Raw genomic sequence first — 20898 nt, 5'->3', positions numbered from 1 at the left:
ACCTGCCGATTAATCGAGATCAAGTGTTAGGTCCTGAAGCCGACGAAGTACTGGTCAATACTACGCAAAAAATTGAGAACCTGCTGACCGCAGGGAGGTGTATCTCAACGACCCATGAAGCACTCGCAACAACGCGCCTTCACTCCAAGCTGTATGGCAACAGGTCAAGCAGCCGATTCAGCAGCAGCTGTTAAATATGGCATTTTGCCTGCGGAAATTAACGCACACAGCTAATGAAACCAACCGGAAATATACGTTTAACGGACCTAAATGCCGTTAACTGCCTATTTGGAGCGATGATTCCGAGCTTAAGGACTTCAGCGCCGCTATTCGGTTTCCATCTATCTTATTTTCATAATTTGAAGTAGATTAAGGGCTGTCGAGTCCATTAGATTTTCAAATTCACTCATTTTCGGGGATTAACGTCGCTCCAGTCCTTTAGCGATGAAAGATGAAGCTGAAGTTGATTTCATACCCATATCCTTACTTAACAGCTGCATCTCGATTGGTCAGTCGTAGTTTTTTTTGAGTCTCCTTGTTCGGAAACCGGCTTAAAGTAAGCGTGAACGGCAGCGAAGCCGGTAAAGCAGGCTGAGAATACGAGAATCCGAGCTTGCAGCAGTACTCGCCTGTATGCCCACCTCCAAAAAAGGGAACACTTCTACTTACATGCTGCAACATTTCATATGAGAAAAGGTGGGAATTCCTTATGCTTTTATATCAGTTAACGCAATGGTTCGAAGAGCGCACCACCCTGCAAAAGGCTTTGCAAAGCGGTCCTGCTGAAAATACCGGTGAATTGCAGCAAAGAATGCAAGAAGTCGAAGATCAGCTGTATTCCCATGCCGAACGGTGGAAAAATGCGATCCAGGAAGCGTCCTATTTGCAGTTCCCTTATGAGAACCCTCAGTTGGATGATGATATGGTTCTTTAGTCTTCTTTGGGAGGGCTTACCTTTGTATTTCCTCGGTTTTCGTGTAGAATTAGATTGTACGATAAACGAGAATAGAACGAGGTTTTTTGATAATGAAAGTACTTGTATCCACACTTAATGCCAAATTCATCCATACCTCCTTGGCCTTACGCTATCTGAAAGCGTTCTGCGAGAAGGATTTTGACGTTGAAATATCAGAATATACGATTAAAGACCCTGTCATGAACGTCGTTTCGGACATCTACCAAAAGGCCCCGGATGTACTGGGTTTTTCTTGTTATATTTGGAACATTGAAGAAACGATCACGATTATTAAAATGATCAAAAAGATTCGGCCAGATCTCCTGATCATGCTTGGCGGCCCCGAAGTTTCTTATGATACTGAGTACTGGATGAATCGCATTCCAGAGGTTGATTTCATTGTGATGGGCGAAGGGGAAGAGACTTTCCACCAACTGCTAACGGAAATTTCGACAACTCGCAAATATCATTTTGTTTATGGACTGGCTTATCGCAAAGGCGAGGAAGTCGTACTGATGCCAGGCAGACCTAAGCTGAAGCTGGATGATATTCCTTCTCCGCACCGTTTTGCAGAGGATGTGCCGAGTCTGGCTAATCGTGTTGTGTACTTCGAGACGAGCCGTGGCTGCCCCTTCTCCTGTCAATTCTGCTTGTCGAGTATTGAGGTCGGCGTGCGGTATTTTGATATGGAACGTACCAAGTCAGACCTGTTGTACTTAATCGACTCCGGCGCGAAGCTAATCAAGTTCGTGGATCGGACGTTTAATATTAAGCGTGATTACGCGATGGAAATCTTTGAATTCCTCATTGCGAATCATCGCGGCACCGTGTTCCAGTTTGAGATTACTGCAGACATTATGCGTCCAGAGGTACTCGATTACCTAGCAGAGAATGCCCCTCCGGGCACATTCCGCTTTGAGATCGGTGTTCAATCAACGAATGATACGACTAATGATTTGGTACAGCGCAGGCAGAACTTCTTCAAGCTGAGCCGTACGGTATCTAAGGTGAAAAATAGCCTGAAAATCGATCAGCATCTCGATCTTATTGCCGGATTGCCGGAAGAGGATTATAACTCGTTTCGCAAGACGTTTAACGATGTCTTTGAACTAGGTCCGGAAGAGCTGCAGCTCGGATTCCTGAAAATGCTGCGCGGCACCGGTATGCGTAATGACGCGCATAAATACGGCTACGTCTATATGGACCACGCGCCATATGAGATTCTCGGCAATGACATACTGCCATTCACTGATTTGATTCGCATCAAACGGGTGGAGGATGTGCTCGAGAAATATTGGAACGCGCACCGTATGGATCATACGGTCAAATATTTAATCGCCAAAGAATTCGCCTCTGCGTTCGATTTCTTTCAAGAGTTCGGCGACTTCTGGGAAGGCCGCGGTTGGCAGAAGATTGGGCATCAGCTAGAAGATCTGTTTACCCGCTTGCGCGACTTCCTGATGTATCGTGAAACCAAAAATATGCACGTCATAGAAGGCCTGATGAAACTGGATTATTTCCTCGGCCATAAATATAAGCCGCGCAAAATCTGGTGGGACTTCACCTTGGAGAAGTCCGAACAAAACGCCTACCTTAAGCTGCTGGCTGAGCAGCCTGAGCTCGTGAGCGGAGACTTCCACCATCTCCGCATAAACGAAAAAGATCTCCACAAGCACGCGATGCTTGAGGTGCTGCCTTTCGCTTTGCAGACTTATCTGCAGAGCGGAGAGATCGACGAAAGCAGCAAAGAGCTGCTTGTTGTACACTTCCCGCCGGACGCGCAGCAGCCGGCCAGCTATTACACCATGCCGCTGCATCAAATGGCGACAACATAAAAAAGCTTCGCTTTCCTTCTCGGAGAGCGAAGCTTTTTTGTATCTATTATTTTTTGTCTGCGAGCCAGACAGCCAAAGAGCTGATTTCATCGTCCGTAAGCTTCCCTTTGAAGCTGGGCATTGCGCCTCTACCATTCGATATAATCGTTGCGAGTTCGTCCTTTGTATGCTTGCTGCCTTCTTTTTGTAAATTAGGTCCTACTGAGCCTTCTAGGTTAACGCCATGGCAGCTCACGCAGGTTTGTTTAAATACGGCCTGGGCATCGACTTTGGTTGTTGCCCCGCTGGTAGTTGCTGTGGGGGTTCCTGTTGCTGCTGGAGTTCCCGTTGTTGCCGGAGGTGTCGTGTTGCTCTTCCCACAGGCAGATAGGGAGAAGGCTAACAATAGAAAGAGGCATAGAAATGATTTGTTCAACTGCATCATTCTCCTTCTTTTACTTCATTTGAGTTCTGTCTCTACATTTCCCGTCTTTGTTACTTTTCATGCAATCGGAATAATTTATGAACCAGACGTTCATCATAGCCATAACAACCAATTTATACTAAAACTCCAAGGAGGAATGAGAAATTGGCAGACAATAATAAAGGAAGTTCTCCGGATCACTCACGGCGCAGTTTTTTGAAATATACCGGTACGGCTATTGGCGGTGTTGTCGTGGGGGGCGTAGTCGGCAGTGCGCTTTCGGGGAGATTTGGAAACAAACAGGCGGCTCCTTCACCAGCTCCATCTACTGCGCCGCAAGCTGCAGCTGACTATAATCAAGCTCCTATGTTTTTTAATCAAGCTCAGCTGCAGCTAACGGAAGCCGCGGCAGAACGTATTTTTCCCAAAGATGAAAATGGACCGGGAGCGACAGATTTGGGCGTCGCTTTTTATATTGACCATCAATTGGCCAGTCCATGGGGTGTGAATAACCGTGAATATCGGACAGGTCCTTTTGTAAAAGGCGAAGTGACACAAGGGGATTACCAGAGCATCAAGCGTCACGAGTTATTCACAATGGGGCTTCAAAGTATGGAAGAGGCCAGTAAAACCAAATATTCCAAATCCTTTGTTGATTTGACGCCGGAGGAAAAGGACGCGATTCTGACTTCCATGGAAAAAGGCGAGATCATGGTCATTAACGGAATAACGGGCAAAACGTTCTTCAATCTGTTCTTAAGGCTGACTATGGAGGGCGTTTACTCTGATCCGCTATATGGAGGAAACAAGGACATGTTGGGATGGAAAATGCGTAAATATCCAGGTAATCAGATGACTTACGCAAGCATTATGGAGAAGGATCAATTCGTGGTCATGAACCCTCGTAGTTTGCATGATCATTTCGCACATTAGAGTAAATTAAACACAAACAGTGGTGAGAAAGGAAAGATCGTATGGCTACAAAAATGCCGAAAGTTCCCGTTGTGATCGTCGGAATGGGTTGGGTCGGGGGTATCATTGCCGCGGAATTAGCTAAGCAAGGGGTTAAAGTAGTTGGATTGGAACGAGGGAAGCCGCGAAGCACACAGGATTACTACATGGTGCATGACGAGTTGCGTTATGCCCAGCGGTTAGATCTCATGCAGGATCTATCGAAGGAAACGGTGACGTTTCGCAATACAGAGAAAATGACGGCAGTACCAATGCGTGAACACGGTTCTTTCCTGCTCGGGGAGGGACTTGGTGGAGCAAGCATACACTGGAATGGGCAAACCTATCGGTTTCTTCCTTATGATTTTGAAATTTATAGTAAAACGGTAGAGCGGTATGGCAAACAGAAAATACCGGATGGAATGACCATTCAAGATTGGGGCATTACCTACGATCAATTGGAGCCATATTTTGACAAATTCGAGAAGATGGCGGGAATTTCCGGCGACCCAGACCAAAACCCTTTGGTTGGGAAGCGTTCGAGCCCTTTTCCAACCAAAGCGATGGTGAAAACTCCGGTCTTGAAGCTGTTTGAAGAAGCGACGAAAAAGCTAGGCTATCATCCCTATATGATGCCATCGGCCAATTTGTCGGAACAATATACGAATCCGGATGGGGTCACTCGGGCAGCGTGTCAATACTGTGGCTACTGCGAACGCTTCGGTTGTGAGTACGGAGCCAAAGCAGATGCCGTGGTTACTGTACTGCCTATCGCTCAGAAATCAGGGAATTTTGAGCTGCGTACCTATTCGAATGTGATTCAAATTCTCAATGACGGCAAGAAAGCAAATGGAGTTGTCTATGTCAACACGGTCACGGGAGAACAGTTTGAGCAGCCGGCTGATGTTGTCATTATGGCGAGCTACGTGTTCAATAACATCAAGCTCTTGTTAACTTCAAAATTGGGCAAGCCTTACGATCCAGCTACAGGCAAAGGAGTTATCGGTAAAAATTATTGCTATCAGACCAATGGTGGCTCAGCTGCCGGTTTTTTTGACGATAAGGAATTCAATTTGTATGCCGGCGCAGGCTCCCTTGGCATGGAAATCCCTGATTTCAATGGAGACAATTTCGACCATAGCAATCTGAACTTCCTGCATGGCGCAGGAATGCGCATTTCACAGACTGGTCAGCGGCCAATCGCGACCAATTCCGTTCCGAAAGGGACCCCGGCATGGGGGAAGGATTTCAAGCAAAAATCACTCAAATATGCGAACAGCGTACTGGCTGTTTCTCCGCAGGGCAGCAGTTTGCCGTGGAAACATCATTATGTGGACTTGGATCCTACCTATAAAGATGCTTATGGCCTGCCGCTACCTAGAGTTACTTTCGATTTCGAGGAGCAGGATCGGCAAATGGTCAAATTCATGGCTGGCAAGGCAGCCGAAATCATGAAAGAAATGAAGGCTACGACAATAGGTTCATCGGATCAACTTGGACCTTACAATATCGTCCCTTATCAATCTACGCACAATACCGGGGGCGTCATTATGGGGGCAGAACCTGCAACTTCAGCCGTAAATTCCTACTTGCAAATGTGGGATGCTGAAAATGTTTTCGTTGTCGGAGCGTCAGCTTTCGCGCACAACAGCGGCTACAACCCTACGGGTACGGTCGGGGCACTTGCTTATCGGGCAGTAGAAGGTATTGCGAAATATTTGAAACAAGGCGGAATGGTCGTTTAATCAAGGTAGGGCAGGGGACTTTGTTTAATGGGGTGAAGGGATGGAGCAGGAAGATTGGATCTTTCATTTGACCGAAGTCCGCAAACGTTTGCTGGTTGTGTTCGCATGGTTTGTGGTTACACTAAGCATTGGGTTATATGTTTCGCCTAGAATCCTGCGGTATATGAAATCGCAACCTTTGGTGGGCGAAATAAATTGGAACGTGTTCTCGTTCACGGACGGGCTGATGATCTATATGAAGTGCGCTTTCCTGGTTGCTTTATTGTTCACAGTTCCAGTGCTGCTTTATCAAGTGTGGGCATTCGTTCGTCCTGGTCTTACGGACGCGGAGGCTAAGAGCACCCTTCCATACATACCGGCGTCATTTGCACTATTCATTATCGGGGTATCGTTCAGCTATTGGGTGGTATTCCCGATGATGATTCGTTTTATGATACGTATGAATCAATCGGTCGGGGCTGTGGAAACTTATGGAATCGACCGATACTTTTCGTTTTTGTTCGAAGTTGTGTTTCCCATGGCAATTGCCTTCGAATTGCCCGTAGTCGTTCTGTTTCTAACAAGAATCGGATTGCTGACTCCGCAGCGATTGAAAATGACGAGGAAATATGCCTATGTTGGCTTAGCGATCATAGGTTCATGCATCTCCCCGCCTGATATGATATCTCATCTATCGGTCACGCTGCCATTAATCCTGTTGTTTGAAATTAGTGTAATGGTTGCAGGCTGGCAATGGCGAACCATGCAGGAAAGTTCCGCGAACAGCTGACTTCCAATAAAGCACAAAGAAAAGAGGATGATGTTCATGTTTAACAATATTGGTGTATCCGGGTTAGTATTAATTTTGGCAATCGCTTTAATCGTGTTCGGTCCGTCTAAGCTGCCGCAGCTTGGGCGAGCGTTTGGTGATACGCTCCGCGAGTTTCGCAACTCTACCCGTAACATCATCGATGATAACGAGCGGGATCCACTTATCGATAATGAGGGCAAGAAGCCGCTTTAAGCCCGTCCATATTTTGGAATAACGGCTATATGTTAGCGATGCGTGAAAACGCGCCCGCAATAGCCGATGTAAAATTGGTTATTAGGCGTTACAGAGCAGGCAGCCGATAGGTCGCCGATTTGTAACGCCTTTATTGTATTTGCTAAAAAAATCCATTGACCACTGATAAGGTTCAGTGATAAGATTGAAAAAATTTACCTATGGGTCAAAAGGAGGGAATCGTAAAGTGGCTACGTATTATTTAGAACCATCCCGCACGTTTAGTGAGTTTTTGTTGATTCCTAATCTTACAACGAAGGAATGTACACCGGCGAATGTGAAGCTTAAGACACCGTTAGTTAAATTCAATAAAGGCGAGGAGCCTGCGATCTCGCTCAATATCCCGTTTTCATCTGCTGTCATGCAGGCCGTATCCGATGATGGAATGGCGATTGCTTTGGCGCGGAGTGGCGGGATTTCGTTTATTTTTGGCTCGCAATCGATTGAAGAAGAAGCACTTATGGTACGTAAAGTAAAAGGGTATAAGGCAGGATTTGTAGTTAGCCGCTCTAATTTAACTCCCCAGCACACGCTAAGTGATGTATTGGCGTTGAAAGAAGAAACAGGTCATTCTACGGTTGCCATTACAGATGATGGTACAGCGAACGGAAAATTGCTTGGTATTGTAACGGGGCGTGATTACCGGACAAGTCGTGACCCTCTGGATCGCCAAATCTATAATTTTATGACGCCTTTTGATAAACTGATTTACGGTAAATCAGGAATTGCTTTGTCAGAAGCAAACAATTTAATCTGGGATCACAAGTTGAATTGTTTACCGATTGTGGATGAGCATCAGAAGCTTGACACCCTCGTTTTCCGCAAGGATTATGATGAGCATAAAGAAAACCCGATGGAGCTTCTAGATGCTAACAAAAGCTATATTGTTGGTGCGGGGATTAATACGAAGGACTACAAAGAGAGAGTGCCTGCGCTTGTTGAAGCGGGAGTAGACATTCTGGTCATCGATTCCTCGGACGGTTACAGTGAATGGCAGCGGGAAACGGTTCAGTATGTGAAAGAGAATTTCAATGTGAAGATCGGTGCAGGTAACGTTGTAGACCGTGAAGGGTTCCTTTATCTTGTAGAATCAGGAGCGGACTTCATTAAAGTCGGTATCGGCGGCGGATCTATCTGTATCACTCGTGAGCAAAAAGGGATTGGTCGCGGACAAGCCTCTTCCCTCATGGAAGTTATCGAAGCCAGAGACCAATACTTCAAAGATACAGGTACCTACATTCCAATTTGTTCAGATGGTGGTATCGTACATGACTACCATATTACATTAGCCTTAGCGATTGGCGCTGATTTTGTCATGCTGGGTAGATATTTCGCACGTTTCGATGAGAGCCCGACCAGAAAGCTAAAAGTTGGCAACAACTTCGTGAAAGAATACTGGGGAGAAGGCTCCAATCGTGCCCGGAACTGGCAGCGTTATGATACGGGCGGCAAAAACAAGCTCTTGTTTGAGGAAGGCGTCGATTCGTACGTTCCATATGCTGGAGGCCTGCAGGAGAACTTGGACAAGACACTTGGCAAAATAAAGTCAACGATGTGCAACTGTGGATCATTAAGCTTGGACGAGCTGAAAAGCAAAGCGAGAATTGCGCTCGTTTCCGCAACCAGCCTTGTTGAGGGCGGAGCGCACGACGTTATTTTAAAAGAAAGCAGCTTATCTGAAGAATAATAGCTGGGAATGGAAAAGGCTCTCCAAAATCATCTTAGAGATGATAGTTGGAGAGCCTTTTTGATCCATAATATAGCTTACTGCTCCAAGTAAACAATATATCAGCAAAATGCCCCCATTCAGACACTTTAGAGTAATATGTGCCTTCTCATTTAGATGCAAATAGTGCATCTAATATCGGCCTTGTCAGCAGTATCAGGAAATTAGATGTATTTAGTACATCTAATTTTCGCATATTCGACCAAAATAGAGCATATTCGTCGAAATAGATGTACTTTTTACATGTATTCTCATGAAATCGAGCATATTGGCTAGATTAGATGCACTTTTTACATCAAATCTGATGATAGGTACCAATTCAAGTAAGCTCCAAAATGATCTCCCCGCCAGTTGGTAATCCCCAATACGTAAGCTCCCATGCATCTTAGGCATAACAAAAAACGCCCCTTATTCATCAAAAGATGAGTGGGACGTTCTCATTGAACAACAATTAAGGCAAGTAGCTGCGAATAACCGTCATGCTGCCTTCTAGTGCATAGCTTCCAAGATTGGCAGGAAGCAGGAAGCAGTCGCCTGGCTTAGTGGAGATACTGCCATCGGCCCACTGGAGGGTTCCTTTGCCGTCTGCAATAACGAGAATGACGAAGCTTTCAAGGGAGGTGCTTAGCTCCCATTTCGGTCCTACTAGGCCTTTTTCCACGGTGAAGAAAGGAGACTCGGCAAGCGTTAACCAAGTACCGGCTTCATTTAAATCTGTTTTCATGCGAGTGGAGCCTGAGCCTTCGTACGCGATAACGTTGAGTGAATCTTCAATATGAAGGTCACGAGGTTTACCATCCAGTCCGGGACGATTATAATCGTACAAACGATAGGTCGTATCGGAATTTTGCTGAATCTCGGCAACTAGGACGCCAGCGCCGAGGGCATGGACCGTTCCTGCTGGGATGTAGAAGGAATCACCGGCTTCAACAGGCACTTCCTGTAAGCAGTCCAAAATGCGGTTCTCTGCGATTGCCTGAGCTAAGCTTTCGCGTGTAACGCCTTCTTGCATGCCATATATAATTTTGGCGCCGGGCTTAGCATCAAGGATGTACCACATCTCTGTTTTGCCGAGCTCGCCGGCAGCCAAATTCTTGTAATGATCGTTCGGATGTACTTGTACGGAAAGGTCGTCTTCGCAATCCAATAACTTGATGAGTAGAGGGAAGCGGCCGTTTTTTTCGGAAAATCCTTTCGTACCGAATAATGTTTTACCGTATTTCTCGCGAATTTCGTCTAGACCAAGGCCTTCTAATTCGCCATTAATAACCTTTGTTGTTCCATTCGGGTGATCGCCAATCATCCAGCCTTCGCCAATAGCGCCTTCTGGAAGTTGAAAACCAAACTTTTCTAGGGCTCTTCCACCCCAGACACGTTCTTTCATTTCAGGTTGAAATTGAAGCGGGTATGATTTCACAAACTATCCCTACTTTCTTCTCTAATTTCTCCTACAAAATAGTGCTAATACACTCTCTAGCATTATATCATGCGTCTATCTTTTTTCTACAGCTAAGAGATAGGGAGCATGCTGGCTGGTATTCATGAATTGGTAACGCAGCACCTGAAAGGCTGCGAGCGGAAGGCGCTGGGCCCAGCTTTCGACGGCCGCAGCTTCTTCCGAGCCTCCATCGTGCCCGCTGTAGAGCACGATGGTCACGATACCGCCTTTGCGGAGCAGGCGGAGAGCAGCCTCGAGGGCAGGAATCGTCGATTCCTGCTTCGTAATCGTTGCCGGATCGGCCCCTGGCAGGTATCCGAGATTGAACGTGACCGCGGCGACCTTGCCGTGGCGGTCCTGCGGCACTGCCGCCTCCATGAGCGCATGGCTGCATAGGCTCATGTGCACACAAGAAGATGCGTCTGGAAGTTCTTTCTCCAGACGCATCTTTGTTTGATCCAGCGCTTGCTGCTGGATATCGAAGCCGTAAACGCTGCCTCGGGTGCCTACCAGCTTCGCTAAGAACAGGGCATCTACGCCGTTGCCGAGGGTCGCGTCTACTACGGTATCGCCCGGCTGAGCCCGCTGATTAATTAACTGATGAGCAAAACTTAGTACCGAAACAAAACCCATGCGATGAAAACCCTCCATGCTGCTTATACGATCATTTTTTGTCTGCTAGCCATGCAGCTAGCACTTCGATTTCTTCGGATTTCAATGCGCTTTTGAAAGGTGGCATATCGCCTTTACCTCCCAGGATTTGCGCTACGATCTCATCTTTGGTTTTGCGCGAACCGACCTTCGTCAGGTTCGGCCCAAAGTCGCCTGCAAGCCCTGCCCCGTGGCAGGACATGCAGTTGTCCTTGTACAGCACCTGCGCCTGCGCTGCGGTGCTGGTTCCGCCATCCGCAGGCTTAGCGGATGGGGAAGGCGCCGCGCTGGCCGGCGCTGGCGTTGCGGCCGGCGCCGGCTGCGCCGTAGCCGCCTCTTTCACGGCCGGCGTCGCCGCTGCCGGCTCTTTTACTGCTGGCGTAGCCGCAGCAGTTGCTTTCGCTGTCGCCGCTGCGCTCGGCTGCGGAGTGCTGCTTGCCGCCGGCTGCACCGTAGCGGCTGCGGGTGCTGCCGTCGCCGCAGCAACCGGCGACGCACTTACTGCCGTCGTCGGTGATGGTGACGGCGCCACAGTACTTGGCGCTGCCGTACTTGTCGTAACGGCAACTGGCGCCGGCTCTCCTCCACATCCAGCGACAATTAGCATCATCCCTACAATGGCTGCTTGAGCTCGTTTCATCATCATGATCATCCATCTCCTTTAGTCATTCTACCTATATAAAGGAAACGGATAATCATCTATTTTGGTTTTATGTGTTTATATGTTTATGTGTTTATACGTTTATTGGTTTACGTTTTCCTTACATTCACCTTTAGTCAGCTTTACCCTTCCAAAGCTTACCCTGCCAAGTATTTCTTTCTTTCAAGAGGCTATCGAAGGCATTCAATACTTCCCACTTTTTGAGGCTCCACATCGGACCAATCAATAGATCGCGGGGAGCGTCTCCAGTAAGGCGATGCACAATCATTTCCGGTGGAAGAAATTCGAGTGTATCTACGATGAGCTTCACATATTCGTCTTTTTCGAGGAACTGAAGCAAGCCGGCTTCGTATTGTTTCACCATAGGTGTTTTACGCATTAAATGAAGTAAATGGATTTTAATGCCCTGAACATCCATTTGAGCGACCGCTCGTCCGGTATCCAGCATCATTTCGTGGGTCTCCCCAGGCAATCCATAAATAATGTGTGCACAGGTACGGATATTATGCTTTCGAAGCTTGGCAACTGCATCCAGATAGCATTGCGTGTCGTGGGCACGATTGATGAGTTCAGAGGTTGATTCGTGTACGGTTTGAAGGCCCATTTCGACCCATAGATAGGTATGTTCATTCAATTCCGCCAAGTATTCAATAACATCATCTGGTAGACAATCAGGTCTGGTTGCAATGGATAAACCCACAACGCCTGGCTGCTTTAAAATAACTTCATAATATTCCCTCAGCTCCTGAACAGGTGCATACGTATTCGTATAGGCCTGAAAGTAGCCAATGTATTTGGCTTCTGGCCATTTCTGATGCTGAAGATCTCGAATCTTATTAAATTGGGTAACTAGATCATCGCGGCGGCTTCCGGCAAAATCACCTGACCCCCGCGCGCTGCAAAATGTACAGCCACCGGTTGCGATATTGCCATCACGGTTAGGGCAAGTAAAACCTGCATCAAGCATAACTTTAAAAACCTTCCCGCCGAAAGCTTCACGCATTTCATAATTCCATGTATGGAAACGTTTGTCCCCCCATAATTGAGGTGACTCCTGAGTAATTGTAGTCATAGAGCTGCTCCTTTCTTTCCAACCTATTGTAGCGAAATTGAAGCATGAAAGCGACCCCTGCCTTTCCAAGAAGTTCCCCGTTAAAAGGGAGCCATACGGAGCATGATAACTTTGCATAACTATTACATGCCGAAAGGGGATTTGAACAAGTGAAAAAGTTTCGTACAATTACTTTGGCGGTAGCTTTGACGACAGCATTAAGCTTTGGGGCAACTAGTGCACTGGCTATGGGAACTACAGGAACTACAGGAACTACGGGGATAGGAACTACGACAACATCGGGAACAGGAACTACGACAACATCGGGATATACGGGAAGTAATTATGACGCTACAGTAGGTATAGGCGCTACTCCTGCTCCTACCGTTACACCTACCACCGTTACACCTACTGTTACACCTATTGTTACCCCTAATACCTACTCAAGGTATGGTACTGATGGGGTTAGGGGTCAAATCAATACTTATAGCAACAATATGATGGATCGCATGAGTACTACGGGTACACACACTGGGAATTATGATACTTCATCATATCGAACTTACGCGACTACACCAACTGCCGGTACTCGTACGAATTGGGGATGGCTTGGCCTATTAGGTTTGTTAGGCTTAACTGGCCTAAGAGGCAAAGACAAACGAAGAGATGAAGTTAGATAAATAGATATTAGCTAAATGCGCCTTCCAAGTTGGAGGGCGTTTTTCTTTGTGGCTAGAATGATCTGCCATTCATAAAGAGCGTCATCATAACGAAAGCTATCATTAATGATGTAATAGGAAAGCAGGTGAATGAGTTGATTAAGATGTCCTTAGCAACCGATACGATATCCGTCGAGCTGACAATTAAAGAAGCATTCGCATTGAGCAGTGGCGTGAAATTCGCTGCAGATCCGAGCATATCGAAGGATGCAAGACGAAAAGTAATGCGTTCCCTGGATCAAAAGTTGTTTCCTGCTACATCGAATACCATTGATTATCATCTCCTTGAAGTGTAATTCCCTTTGATTTTTTTCCTCGAATCGTCTATGATTTGTATTCGATAGCTTGTACGTGTAGGAGGCAAAAAGTAGATGCGTTTACGGGGAAGAAAAGGAATTCGAGAAGATATAGAACGTCAAAAGGAACTCGTTGTTTTAAATGCCAAGGATTATAAAGGCAAATGGGCCGAGTTATTCGGTAACAACAACCCGATTCATGCCGAGCTTGGGATGGGCAAAGGGCGCTTCATTAGTGAAATGAGTAAGAAGTATCCGGACATTAATTTCATTGGTGTTGATATGTATGACGAGTTGATTCGCAAAGCGAGCGAGAAAGCAAGAAATGCACATGAAATCAAGACGGATGAAGAGGCGGAGTCTGCGCCAAGCATTCCGAATTTGAAGCTCATGCTTTTCAATATCGAACATATTGAGGAAGCTTTTGCTGAAGGTGAACTAGAGCGGGTTTATTTGAATTTCAGTGATCCGTGGCCGAAGAAAAAGCATGCTCGCAGGCGTTTAACACATCCGGGCTTTGTAGAGAAATATCAGCAAATATTAAATGCGAACGGCGAAATTCACTTGAAAACTGATTCGCAATCCTTATTCGAATTCTCGCTCAATTCTTTTGCAGATATGGGACTGAGAATGCGAAATATTTCCTTAAACCTGCATGTGGAAGGGATTCATCCTGACCATGTGATGACCGAATACGAAACGAAGTTCGCCGGACAAGGGATGAACATTCATCGCTGTGAAGTAGTTATTGGCGAAAATGTGCTTGCTTCACATTTGGAGCAATTGAATAAAGCCAAATCGGAATAGATTTATTAAATTAAATAAGCTAGTCCCCTCTGCATATAATGTGGTAGGAGATTAGCTTTTTTTCTGTTTAAATCACCCGAGCAATTGCATGATGACCTCTGAGCAATCGGCTGAAGGCAGGTACATCTTCTTTTTATGATAATTAGAAACGCGCTTAGCTTCTACATCTGTATATCTGCTAGCAAGCATCGATAACCAGTTCGCTATTGTATCTGCAGATCGGATCGGTTCGCCAAAGCCATGCTGTGTAAAATAGTGGACATTCTCTTCTTCCTGACCCGGTATCGGATCATAGAACAGCATGGGAATCGACTTCGCAAGCCCTTCCGAGCAGGTCATACCGCCAGGCTTCGTAACGAGCAAATCGGAAGCTTCCATTAACTTGCCGATTTCTTGGGTGAATCCAAGTAAATGAATATGGGGATGCTGATATCGGGCGTCCATCGCCAGCTTGGCTAATGCTTTCTCATTATTGCCTAAGCAGAATATGAATTGGATCCGATCTCTCCATGTCATCAGGTGCTCACTGAGCGAATCGCCACCGATTAGTCCCCAGCCGCCTCCCATAACGAGTACGGTAGGCAGTGAAGCCAACTGGAATTGCTGTCGAATCATCGCTTTATCGTGGGCTTCACGAAAGCTTGGATGAACGGGAATTCCTGTGATTTCGACTTGGGCTGCTGTGATTCCGCGGCCAAGGAGTTTATTTTTGACGTCTTCTGTCGAAACCATATATTTATTTACTTCTCTGCTGACCCAAGTCCCATGGACATCGTAGTCTGTAATGACCGTGCAAAGAGGGATGTCTAAGCCAGCTCTTTTCAATCTAGATACCACAACACTGGGAAAAGGATGCGTGCAGACAATAGCCCCAGGAGCCCACTGCTGGATAATCGCTGCCGTCTGTGCATAAAAAATGCGGTGCAAGGCCAATTGCGTCAAACGGTTGAGCGATTTTTTATATTGAGAGCGGTACAATCGGCCGTAAAGCTTGGGCTGAGCGGTTAGCGTCTTTTTGTAAGCATGAATAATCCATGGTGCTAATGTCGGATGAAGGAATGAACCTAATTCCAAAACACGTGTCTCAATGGTCGAACAACGCTGCTCTAAACTTACGGCAAGTGCATAAGCCGCTTGCGTATGTCCGGCTCCGAAGCCTTCAGAAAGTATGAGAACCCGTTTCTTACCATGCAATACATTCATTCGTTTACCCCCAGAAAGCTACTGTCACTAGAGAAGCCGTCGTTCCAATCAAACATCCGACAATACAATCGGAAGGATAGTGCAGCCCTAGGTAGATACGTGATAGACCAATGATTAACGCGAGCGGTATGAGGATAAGTCCAAGAACAGGTACGGCTGCAACAAAAGGGAAAATGATCGAGAAGATGGCGGTTGTATGCCCAGAAGGAAAGGAATGATCCGTCAGCGGGTTTTTGTAAGTAATCGTTTGTGGAAGTACCAGATACGGCCGTAGTCTCGGATATTTCTTCTTTATAATAGCAACTGGAATATGACTGATTGTTAAAGCAATAAGTGCTTGAATACCTGCTGTGCGCAGCGAGCCCTGCCCGAACAATGCAAAGCATAAGGATATCGCAATGGAGGCTGTGGCCCCGCCTAAATGTGTGATTTTATTAAAGAAATGATCAAGGAAGAAGTGCTGGATACGTTGATTCACAAAGTGGAATACGCGTGTTTCATGATGCTGAAGCCAGTGGACGACCCTGCTCATGAGTAGTAGCCTCCTTCGCTATTTTGGTAACTTTCTTAAGTCTATTGTAAAGGCCATTTATTAAAGGAAGATTAACGCAGTAATAAATTTTAAGAAATTCAATTTAACGCTCCTCTGATCTCCCGATAACAATCCTATGCTAGCATGATGTGAAATAAGGGAATTGAAGGTCAATGGTAAAAGGGGCTGATGAGATTGAGAGTTGCCTTATTTACAGATACATTCCTGCCAGATGTAAATGGAGTTGCCAAAACACTTGGCAGATGGACGCGGTTTTTGGAATCCAAAAATGTGGCTTGTAAAGTTTTTGCTCCTACTAGTATGACAGAAGGAGACAACGATCCGTTCCGCGTAGAACGTTTTTACAGTATTCCCTTTTTATTGTACCCCGAATGTCGATTGGCTATCCCAAATCCTCTCAATGTTCGCAAATCCCTCCATGCCTTTCAGCCTACAATCATTCATTGTGCAACCCCTTTCAATTTGGGACTTTTTGGCTTGCACCATGCTCGCAAGCACAAAATACCATTAGTTGCGTCCTACCATACTCACTTCGACCAATACTTGAGTCATTATAAAATTCCTTGGGTGGAGCCTACGCTCTGGAAATACATGCAATGGTTTCACCAAAGCTGTCAGAAGGTATATGTGCCCTCTAAGTCTACCTTGCAGCATCTGCATGCCAAAGGGTTAGGTCATTTAGAGATTTGGAGCCGCGGTGTCGATGCAGAACGTTTCCAGCCAATTGTCGACCGAAAGTCAGTACTCGGGACATATGGCATAGATCCTGCAAAGTTCGTGATGCTTTATGTCGGGCGTTTGGCCCCTGAGAAGAGTGTAGAGGTCGCACTCGACAGTTTTACTGCGCTGCCAGCTGATATCAGAGATGATTGTCATCTAATTATTGCTGGTGACGGACCGTCTTCAGGTGTACTGCGCGAATGTTATGGAGGGGCTCCGGAAGTTACCTTTACCGGATTCGTTCAAGGGACACAGCTAGCTGAGCTTTATGCGGCTGCAGATGTGTTTCTTTTTCCGTCGGCGACAGAGACTTTCGGCAATGTTGTTCTGGAGTCAATGGCTTCGGGGACAACGGTGATTGGAGCTGCTGCTGGCGGGGTACAAGATACTATTGAGCATGACGTGACGGGTTTACTCTGTCCGTCTGGCGACGTAGCTGCTTTCACACAAGCCATCGTAAGATTGTATGAATCACAGGAAACACGTCATAGACTTGCCATAGCGGGCAGGGAGTTTGCCCTGCGTCAATCCTGGGATCACATATTTAACCAATTGCTGACCAGCTATGAAGAAGTAGTCTATAGGACATCTGCCAATCAGTCCCACATGCAGGCAACCCGTATGATCCGTTAACAGGGGCAGATGAGCAAAAGTTGTCAGGAAGAGCTCAGGTGAATTATAATAAACCCCGTATCACATGGGGGACGGCTAGTTCGTCTAAATGGTGAACTTTTGGTACACAATAAAATGAAAAACGTTGAAAACAGGACTTTAACGATCTGATTTCAAGCACATGCTGCATAGTCTGTGCGCGTTCCGCTCAAATCTCAGAGAAATGGCTTATATTCGTCATTGTGAACTTTGACAAATGAGTGGAAAGAGAGGAAAATCAAGAGCGGTTATTCACAGAGTACATAAAACTGCGCATACGCGTATAAAAAGATAGCTTGTGTGCATAAACAAAAAAAGGGGGACTTTGCTTCATGCTTGACAAGATTATGCTTACCTTTCAAATTGGCTTGGCTTTGGTTGGTGCGTATCAGTTGTTTTTAACTTTTTTCGGATGGTACCGTCCCAGAAACAAACAGAAATTTGCTCCCCAGAAATCGTTTGCCGTATTGGTCGCCGCTCATAATGAGGAGCAGGTCGTTGGCGCATTGATCGAGAATCTGAAGGCTTTGGATTACCCCAAAGAGCTTTATGACATCTTCGTGATTTGTGATAACTGTACAGACAATACAGCGGATATTGCACGCAGTCATGGTGTTCATGCCATGGAACGCCATAACCCGAACCTGAGAGGGAAAGGTTACGCGATCGAATGGATGCTGAAAGAGCTTTGGAAGCGGGAGCGTCAGTACGACGCCGTTGTCATGTTTGATGCCGACAATCTTTCCAGTCCTGATTACTTGATGCACATGAACAATGATCTTTGCTCCGGTTCCAGAGTTATTCAGGCTTACCTAGACAGCAAGAACCCGAACGATTCTTGGGTTACTGGCTCCTATGCCATCTCGTATTACTTTGCAAACCGCTTCTGGCAAATGCCCCGTACAAACTTAGGGCTTGCTAATTACTTGGGCGGCACAGGAATGTGCTTTGAATCCAAGCTGCTTAAACAAATCGGATGGGGAGCAACCAGCCTTGTTGAAGATCTTGAGTTCTCCATGCGCTGCATTAAGCTCGGTATCAGACCGACTTACAACTACGAGGCGATTGTATATGATGAGAAGCCACTGACGTTTAAAGTATCTGCCAAACAGCGTTTGCGCTGGATGCAAGGACACTTTGATGTGGCCAAGCGTTATTTCTTCCCTCTGTTGTGGCAAGGCATCAAAGAGGGCAGCTGGACGAAGATTGACGCGGCTGTATACTCAGCTAACGTATATAACTTCTTTTTCGGTGCGATTATCTCCGTGCTGCTGTGGATTAAATCCGTGACTCCGGGTTGGTCTGACACACCGATGCTTGCCGATATCAATCCTATTTTCTTTAACTCTGTCAGCATAGCGATTTATGTACTGCTGCCTATTTCCATGTTCGTAGAGAAAGCTCCTGTCAAGGTATATAAGTATTTAATTCTTTATCCAGTGTTTATGCTTTCTTGGTGGCCAATTACGTTCTATGCGTTCTTCACGCAAAACAACAAACAATGGAGCCATACGGAGCATACACGTGTGATTCGTTTAGACGAAATGAAAAGTAAACAAGTGAGTTGACTTTCTCTGACTGAGATGATATTATATTTCAAGTAAAAGCAGAAGCGCCCGCTTCTCACCTGACCAACACCGTTGGCTGGTTTGAATGAATCGTCATGAAAGTACAATAGGTTTGTCTGAACCTGTTATTGATGAAGATGTGGGCCGTTACCTGTGCCCGCATCTTTTTTATATTTTCGAGAAGATGTACATACTTTTTGGAGGTGGAATACTATTAGCAAAGACCATATGATTAATGACGAGATTCGTGTGAAGGAAGTACGCCTGATTGGGGCGGACGGAGAACAACTCGGCATCACGCCGATTCGCGAAGCTCTTCAAATCGCACTTGACGCGAATTTGGATTTGGTAAATGTGGCACCGACGGCTAAGCCGCCAGTATGCCGCATTATGGATTACGGTAAATTCCGTTATGAAACACAGAAGAAAGAAAAAGAAGCTCGCAAGAACCAGAAAATCGTGGATATCAAAGAAATTCGCTTAAGCGCGACGATCGATGAGCACGACTTCCAAACGAAGCTTCGCAATGCCGTTAAGTTTCTTGGCGAAGGCGATAAAGTGAAAGCCAGTGTCAGATTCCGTGGTCGCGAAATAGCGCACTCGGAGATTGGTCGCAGAGTGCTTGAACGTTTAGCTACTGAAACAGCTGACATTTCCTCACAGGAGCGCGCTCCTAAGCTTGAGGGAAGAAGCATGATCATGATCTTAACGCCGAAAGTAACAACCTAGGCGCGTATACTAAATTAGGAGGAACAAAACACCATGCCGAAAATGAAAACACACAGCAGCTTGAAAGGCCGTTTCAAAATTACTGGCACAGGCAAAGTGATGAGATACAAACAAGGTAAGAATCACTTGCTTTCCGGTAAATCTTCACGTACTAAACGTGTTCTTGCAACAAACCCAGTTATGGCTCCAGGCGATGTACGTCGTCTGAAACAACAACTTTCTAACATCAAAGGTTAATCGTTATTAGCTAAAATTCGAACATCATTTATATATCCCAGGAGGTAGTTCACAATGGCAAGAGTCAAGGGCGGATTTATTCGCGCTCACCGTCGCAAGAAAATTTTGAAACTAGCAAAAGGTTATTTCGGTTCCAAACACCGTTTATTTAAAACAGCTAAAGAACAAGTAATGAAATCTTTAGTGTATGCTTACCGTGACCGTCGTCAAACGAAACGTAACTTCCGCAGACTGTGGATTACACGTATCAATGCAGGCGCTCGTCAAAACGGCCTTAGCTACAGCAAATTGATGCACGGCCTGAAATTGGCTGGTATCGACATCAACCGCAAAATCTTGGCTGATCTAGCTGTGAATGATTCCAAAGCGTTCAACGATTTGGCAACAGCTGCAAAAGCAAAAGTAAACGCGTAAGCTTCGCTTCGCGTTCAAGAGCTTGTCCCCATGAGGGGGCAAGCTTTTTTCAATATAATAGAAAGTTAAGTTTCGAGGTAGAGCTTAGGGTTCCCCCTTTCTAATTTTTTTGTTTTTTTGGTGAATTTGGTAGTATGGAGAGAAGGAATACTAGGGCACAAAAATTCTGCGCAAGGTCGTCAGATCCGTCGGACGCTAGCGCACAAATATTGTGCGCAAGGTCATCAGATTCGTCGCCACCGGACGCTAGCGCACAAAAATTGTGCGCAAGGTCRTCAGATTCGTCGCCACCGGACGCTAGCGCACAAATATTGTGCTCAAGGTCATCAGATTCGTCGCCACCGGACGCTAGCGCACAAATATTGTGCTCAAGGTCATCAGATCCGTCGTTACCGGACGCTAGCGCACAAAAATTGTGCTCAAGGTCGTCGGATCTGTCGCCACAGGGCGCTAGGAGTCTGTCCGACGAAAACAGGAGTTCACCCATGCTGTCACGAAATTTTTAAGTAATGGATAAATGAACGTGTAAAGGAAGTGCGAGGC

General features: G+C 46.1%; 22 protein-coding genes, 1 pseudogene and 1 other annotated feature. Of the genes and pseudogenes, 16 read left to right on the top strand and 7 right to left on the bottom strand.

Annotation, left to right across the window (positions count from 1 at the left end; translation table 11 throughout):
- Nucleotides 1-65: 65 nt before the first annotated feature.
- From ASG93_RS36285 to ASG93_RS10805, 3 genes and pseudogenes are all read left to right on the top strand, one after another.
- Nucleotides 66-234, top strand: a pseudogene (locus tag ASG93_RS36285) (FAD-dependent oxidoreductase); the annotation flags it as partial.
- A gap of 475 nt (nucleotides 235-709) precedes the next feature.
- On the top strand, nucleotides 710-934 hold the full coding sequence (locus ASG93_RS10810) for a hypothetical protein (RefSeq protein ID WP_056831740.1): 225 nt from the start codon (nucleotides 710-712) through the stop codon (nucleotides 932-934).
- Between the two features lie 92 nt (nucleotides 935-1026).
- Nucleotides 1027-2790, top strand: a complete 1764-nt coding sequence (locus tag ASG93_RS10805) for a B12-binding domain-containing radical SAM protein (protein WP_056831737.1) — start codon at nucleotides 1027-1029, stop codon at nucleotides 2788-2790.
- Between the two features lie 46 nt (nucleotides 2791-2836).
- Here ASG93_RS10805 and ASG93_RS10800 read toward each other — a convergent pair whose 3' ends face one another.
- A complete protein-coding gene (locus tag ASG93_RS10800) occupies nucleotides 2837-3211 on the bottom strand; it encodes a c-type cytochrome (protein WP_056831735.1) in 375 nt (124 codons plus the stop codon).
- 147 nt (nucleotides 3212-3358) lie between these two features.
- On the opposite strand from ASG93_RS10800, the gene ASG93_RS10795 reads away from it, so the two are divergent.
- The 5 genes from ASG93_RS10795 (at nucleotide 3359) to ASG93_RS10775 (ending at nucleotide 8618) form a co-directional block, all read left to right on the top strand.
- Complete coding sequence (locus ASG93_RS10795; protein WP_056831732.1) at nucleotides 3359-4126, top strand: gluconate 2-dehydrogenase subunit 3 family protein; 768 nt, start codon at nucleotides 3359-3361, stop codon at nucleotides 4124-4126.
- A 41-nt stretch (nucleotides 4127-4167) separates the two neighbouring features.
- Nucleotides 4168-5889, top strand: coding sequence for a GMC family oxidoreductase (locus ASG93_RS10790; protein ID WP_056831730.1), 1722 nt, complete (start codon nucleotides 4168-4170; stop codon nucleotides 5887-5889).
- 40 nt (nucleotides 5890-5929) lie between these two features.
- Complete coding sequence (tatC, locus tag ASG93_RS10785) at nucleotides 5930-6658, top strand: twin-arginine translocase subunit TatC (protein ID WP_056831728.1); 729 nt, start codon at nucleotides 5930-5932, stop codon at nucleotides 6656-6658.
- A gap of 36 nt (nucleotides 6659-6694) precedes the next feature.
- Nucleotides 6695-6892: a twin-arginine translocase TatA/TatE family subunit gene (locus ASG93_RS10780; protein ID WP_056831725.1), complete on the top strand. Its 198-nt coding sequence runs from the start codon at nucleotides 6695-6697 to the stop codon at nucleotides 6890-6892.
- 226 nt (nucleotides 6893-7118) lie between these two features.
- Nucleotides 7119-8618, top strand: coding sequence for an IMP dehydrogenase (locus tag ASG93_RS10775; protein WP_056831723.1), 1500 nt, complete (start codon nucleotides 7119-7121; stop codon nucleotides 8616-8618).
- 490 nt (nucleotides 8619-9108) lie between these two features.
- Here ASG93_RS10775 and ASG93_RS10765 read toward each other — a convergent pair whose 3' ends face one another.
- The 4 genes from ASG93_RS10765 to ASG93_RS10750 form a co-directional block, all read right to left on the bottom strand.
- Nucleotides 9109-10074, bottom strand: a complete 966-nt coding sequence (locus ASG93_RS10765; RefSeq protein ID WP_056831720.1) for a type I phosphomannose isomerase catalytic subunit — start codon at nucleotides 10072-10074, stop codon at nucleotides 9109-9111.
- A gap of 75 nt (nucleotides 10075-10149) precedes the next feature.
- Nucleotides 10150-10728, bottom strand: a complete 579-nt coding sequence (locus ASG93_RS10760) for a class I SAM-dependent methyltransferase (protein WP_056831719.1) — start codon at nucleotides 10726-10728, stop codon at nucleotides 10150-10152.
- Between the two features lie 31 nt (nucleotides 10729-10759).
- A complete protein-coding gene (locus tag ASG93_RS10755) occupies nucleotides 10760-11392 on the bottom strand; it encodes a c-type cytochrome (RefSeq protein WP_056831717.1) in 633 nt (210 codons plus the stop codon).
- 127 nt (nucleotides 11393-11519) lie between these two features.
- Nucleotides 11520-12479: a TIGR01212 family radical SAM protein gene (locus ASG93_RS10750; RefSeq protein WP_056831715.1), complete on the bottom strand. Its 960-nt coding sequence runs from the start codon at nucleotides 12477-12479 to the stop codon at nucleotides 11520-11522.
- A 149-nt stretch (nucleotides 12480-12628) separates the two neighbouring features.
- Here ASG93_RS10750 and ASG93_RS10745 point away from each other — a divergent pair, with 149 nt between their 5' ends.
- The 3 genes from ASG93_RS10745 to trmB all read left to right on the top strand — a co-directional run bounded on the left by ASG93_RS10745 (nucleotide 12629) and on the right by trmB (nucleotide 14280).
- A complete protein-coding gene (locus ASG93_RS10745) occupies nucleotides 12629-13138 on the top strand; it encodes a WGxxGxxG-CTERM domain-containing protein (protein WP_056831713.1) in 510 nt (169 codons plus the stop codon).
- Nucleotides 13139-13281: 143 nt separating this feature from the next.
- Entirely contained in the window at nucleotides 13282-13473 is a 192-nt protein-coding gene (locus ASG93_RS10740; RefSeq protein ID WP_056831711.1) for a hypothetical protein, read from the top strand.
- Between the two features lie 75 nt (nucleotides 13474-13548).
- Nucleotides 13549-14280, top strand: coding sequence for a tRNA (guanosine(46)-N7)-methyltransferase TrmB (trmB, locus tag ASG93_RS10735; protein WP_056831709.1), 732 nt, complete (start codon nucleotides 13549-13551; stop codon nucleotides 14278-14280).
- A 72-nt stretch (nucleotides 14281-14352) separates the two neighbouring features.
- On the opposite strand, the gene ASG93_RS10730 is transcribed toward trmB, so the two are convergent.
- Both ASG93_RS10730 and ASG93_RS10725 read right to left on the bottom strand, forming a co-directional pair.
- Nucleotides 14353-15483 carry an MGDG synthase family glycosyltransferase gene (locus ASG93_RS10730; protein ID WP_056831707.1) on the bottom strand — a complete coding sequence of 377 codons (1131 nt, stop codon included), beginning with the start codon at nucleotides 15481-15483 and terminating at the stop codon, nucleotides 14353-14355.
- Between the two features lie 4 nt (nucleotides 15484-15487).
- Nucleotides 15488-16015, bottom strand: a complete 528-nt coding sequence (locus ASG93_RS10725; protein WP_056831706.1) for a phosphatase PAP2 family protein — start codon at nucleotides 16013-16015, stop codon at nucleotides 15488-15490.
- Nucleotides 16016-16204: 189 nt separating this feature from the next.
- Between ASG93_RS10725 and ASG93_RS10720 the strand changes: the two genes are divergently transcribed.
- From ASG93_RS10720 to rplT, 5 genes are all read left to right on the top strand, one after another.
- Nucleotides 16205-17389 (top strand): glycosyltransferase family 4 protein, encoded by a 1185-nt coding sequence (locus ASG93_RS10720; protein ID WP_200984473.1) that lies wholly within the window; start codon nucleotides 16205-16207, stop codon nucleotides 17387-17389.
- A gap of 350 nt (nucleotides 17390-17739) precedes the next feature.
- A complete protein-coding gene (locus ASG93_RS10715) occupies nucleotides 17740-18975 on the top strand; it encodes a glycosyltransferase family 2 protein (protein WP_056831701.1) in 1236 nt (411 codons plus the stop codon).
- Nucleotides 18976-19005: 30 nt separating this feature from the next.
- Nucleotides 19006-19152: a sequence feature (ribosomal protein L20 leader region), on the top strand.
- Nucleotides 19153-19203: 51 nt separating this feature from the next.
- On the top strand, nucleotides 19204-19704 hold the full coding sequence (gene infC / locus ASG93_RS10710) for a translation initiation factor IF-3 (protein WP_047681158.1): 501 nt from the start codon (nucleotides 19204-19206) through the stop codon (nucleotides 19702-19704).
- A 33-nt stretch (nucleotides 19705-19737) separates the two neighbouring features.
- Nucleotides 19738-19941: a 50S ribosomal protein L35 gene (rpmI, locus tag ASG93_RS10705; RefSeq protein WP_029199203.1), complete on the top strand. Its 204-nt coding sequence runs from the start codon at nucleotides 19738-19740 to the stop codon at nucleotides 19939-19941.
- Nucleotides 19942-19995: 54 nt separating this feature from the next.
- Nucleotides 19996-20355, top strand: coding sequence for a 50S ribosomal protein L20 (rplT, locus tag ASG93_RS10700; protein ID WP_029199204.1), 360 nt, complete (start codon nucleotides 19996-19998; stop codon nucleotides 20353-20355).
- Nucleotides 20356-20898 lie beyond the last annotated feature (543 nt).

The organism is Paenibacillus sp. Soil787, assembly GCF_001429545.1.
GTDB lineage: Bacteria > Bacillota > Bacilli > Paenibacillales > NBRC-103111 > Paenibacillus_E.
The sequence above is the reverse complement of the archived record's forward strand: the minus strand, read 5'-3'. Positions and strand labels throughout refer to the sequence as shown.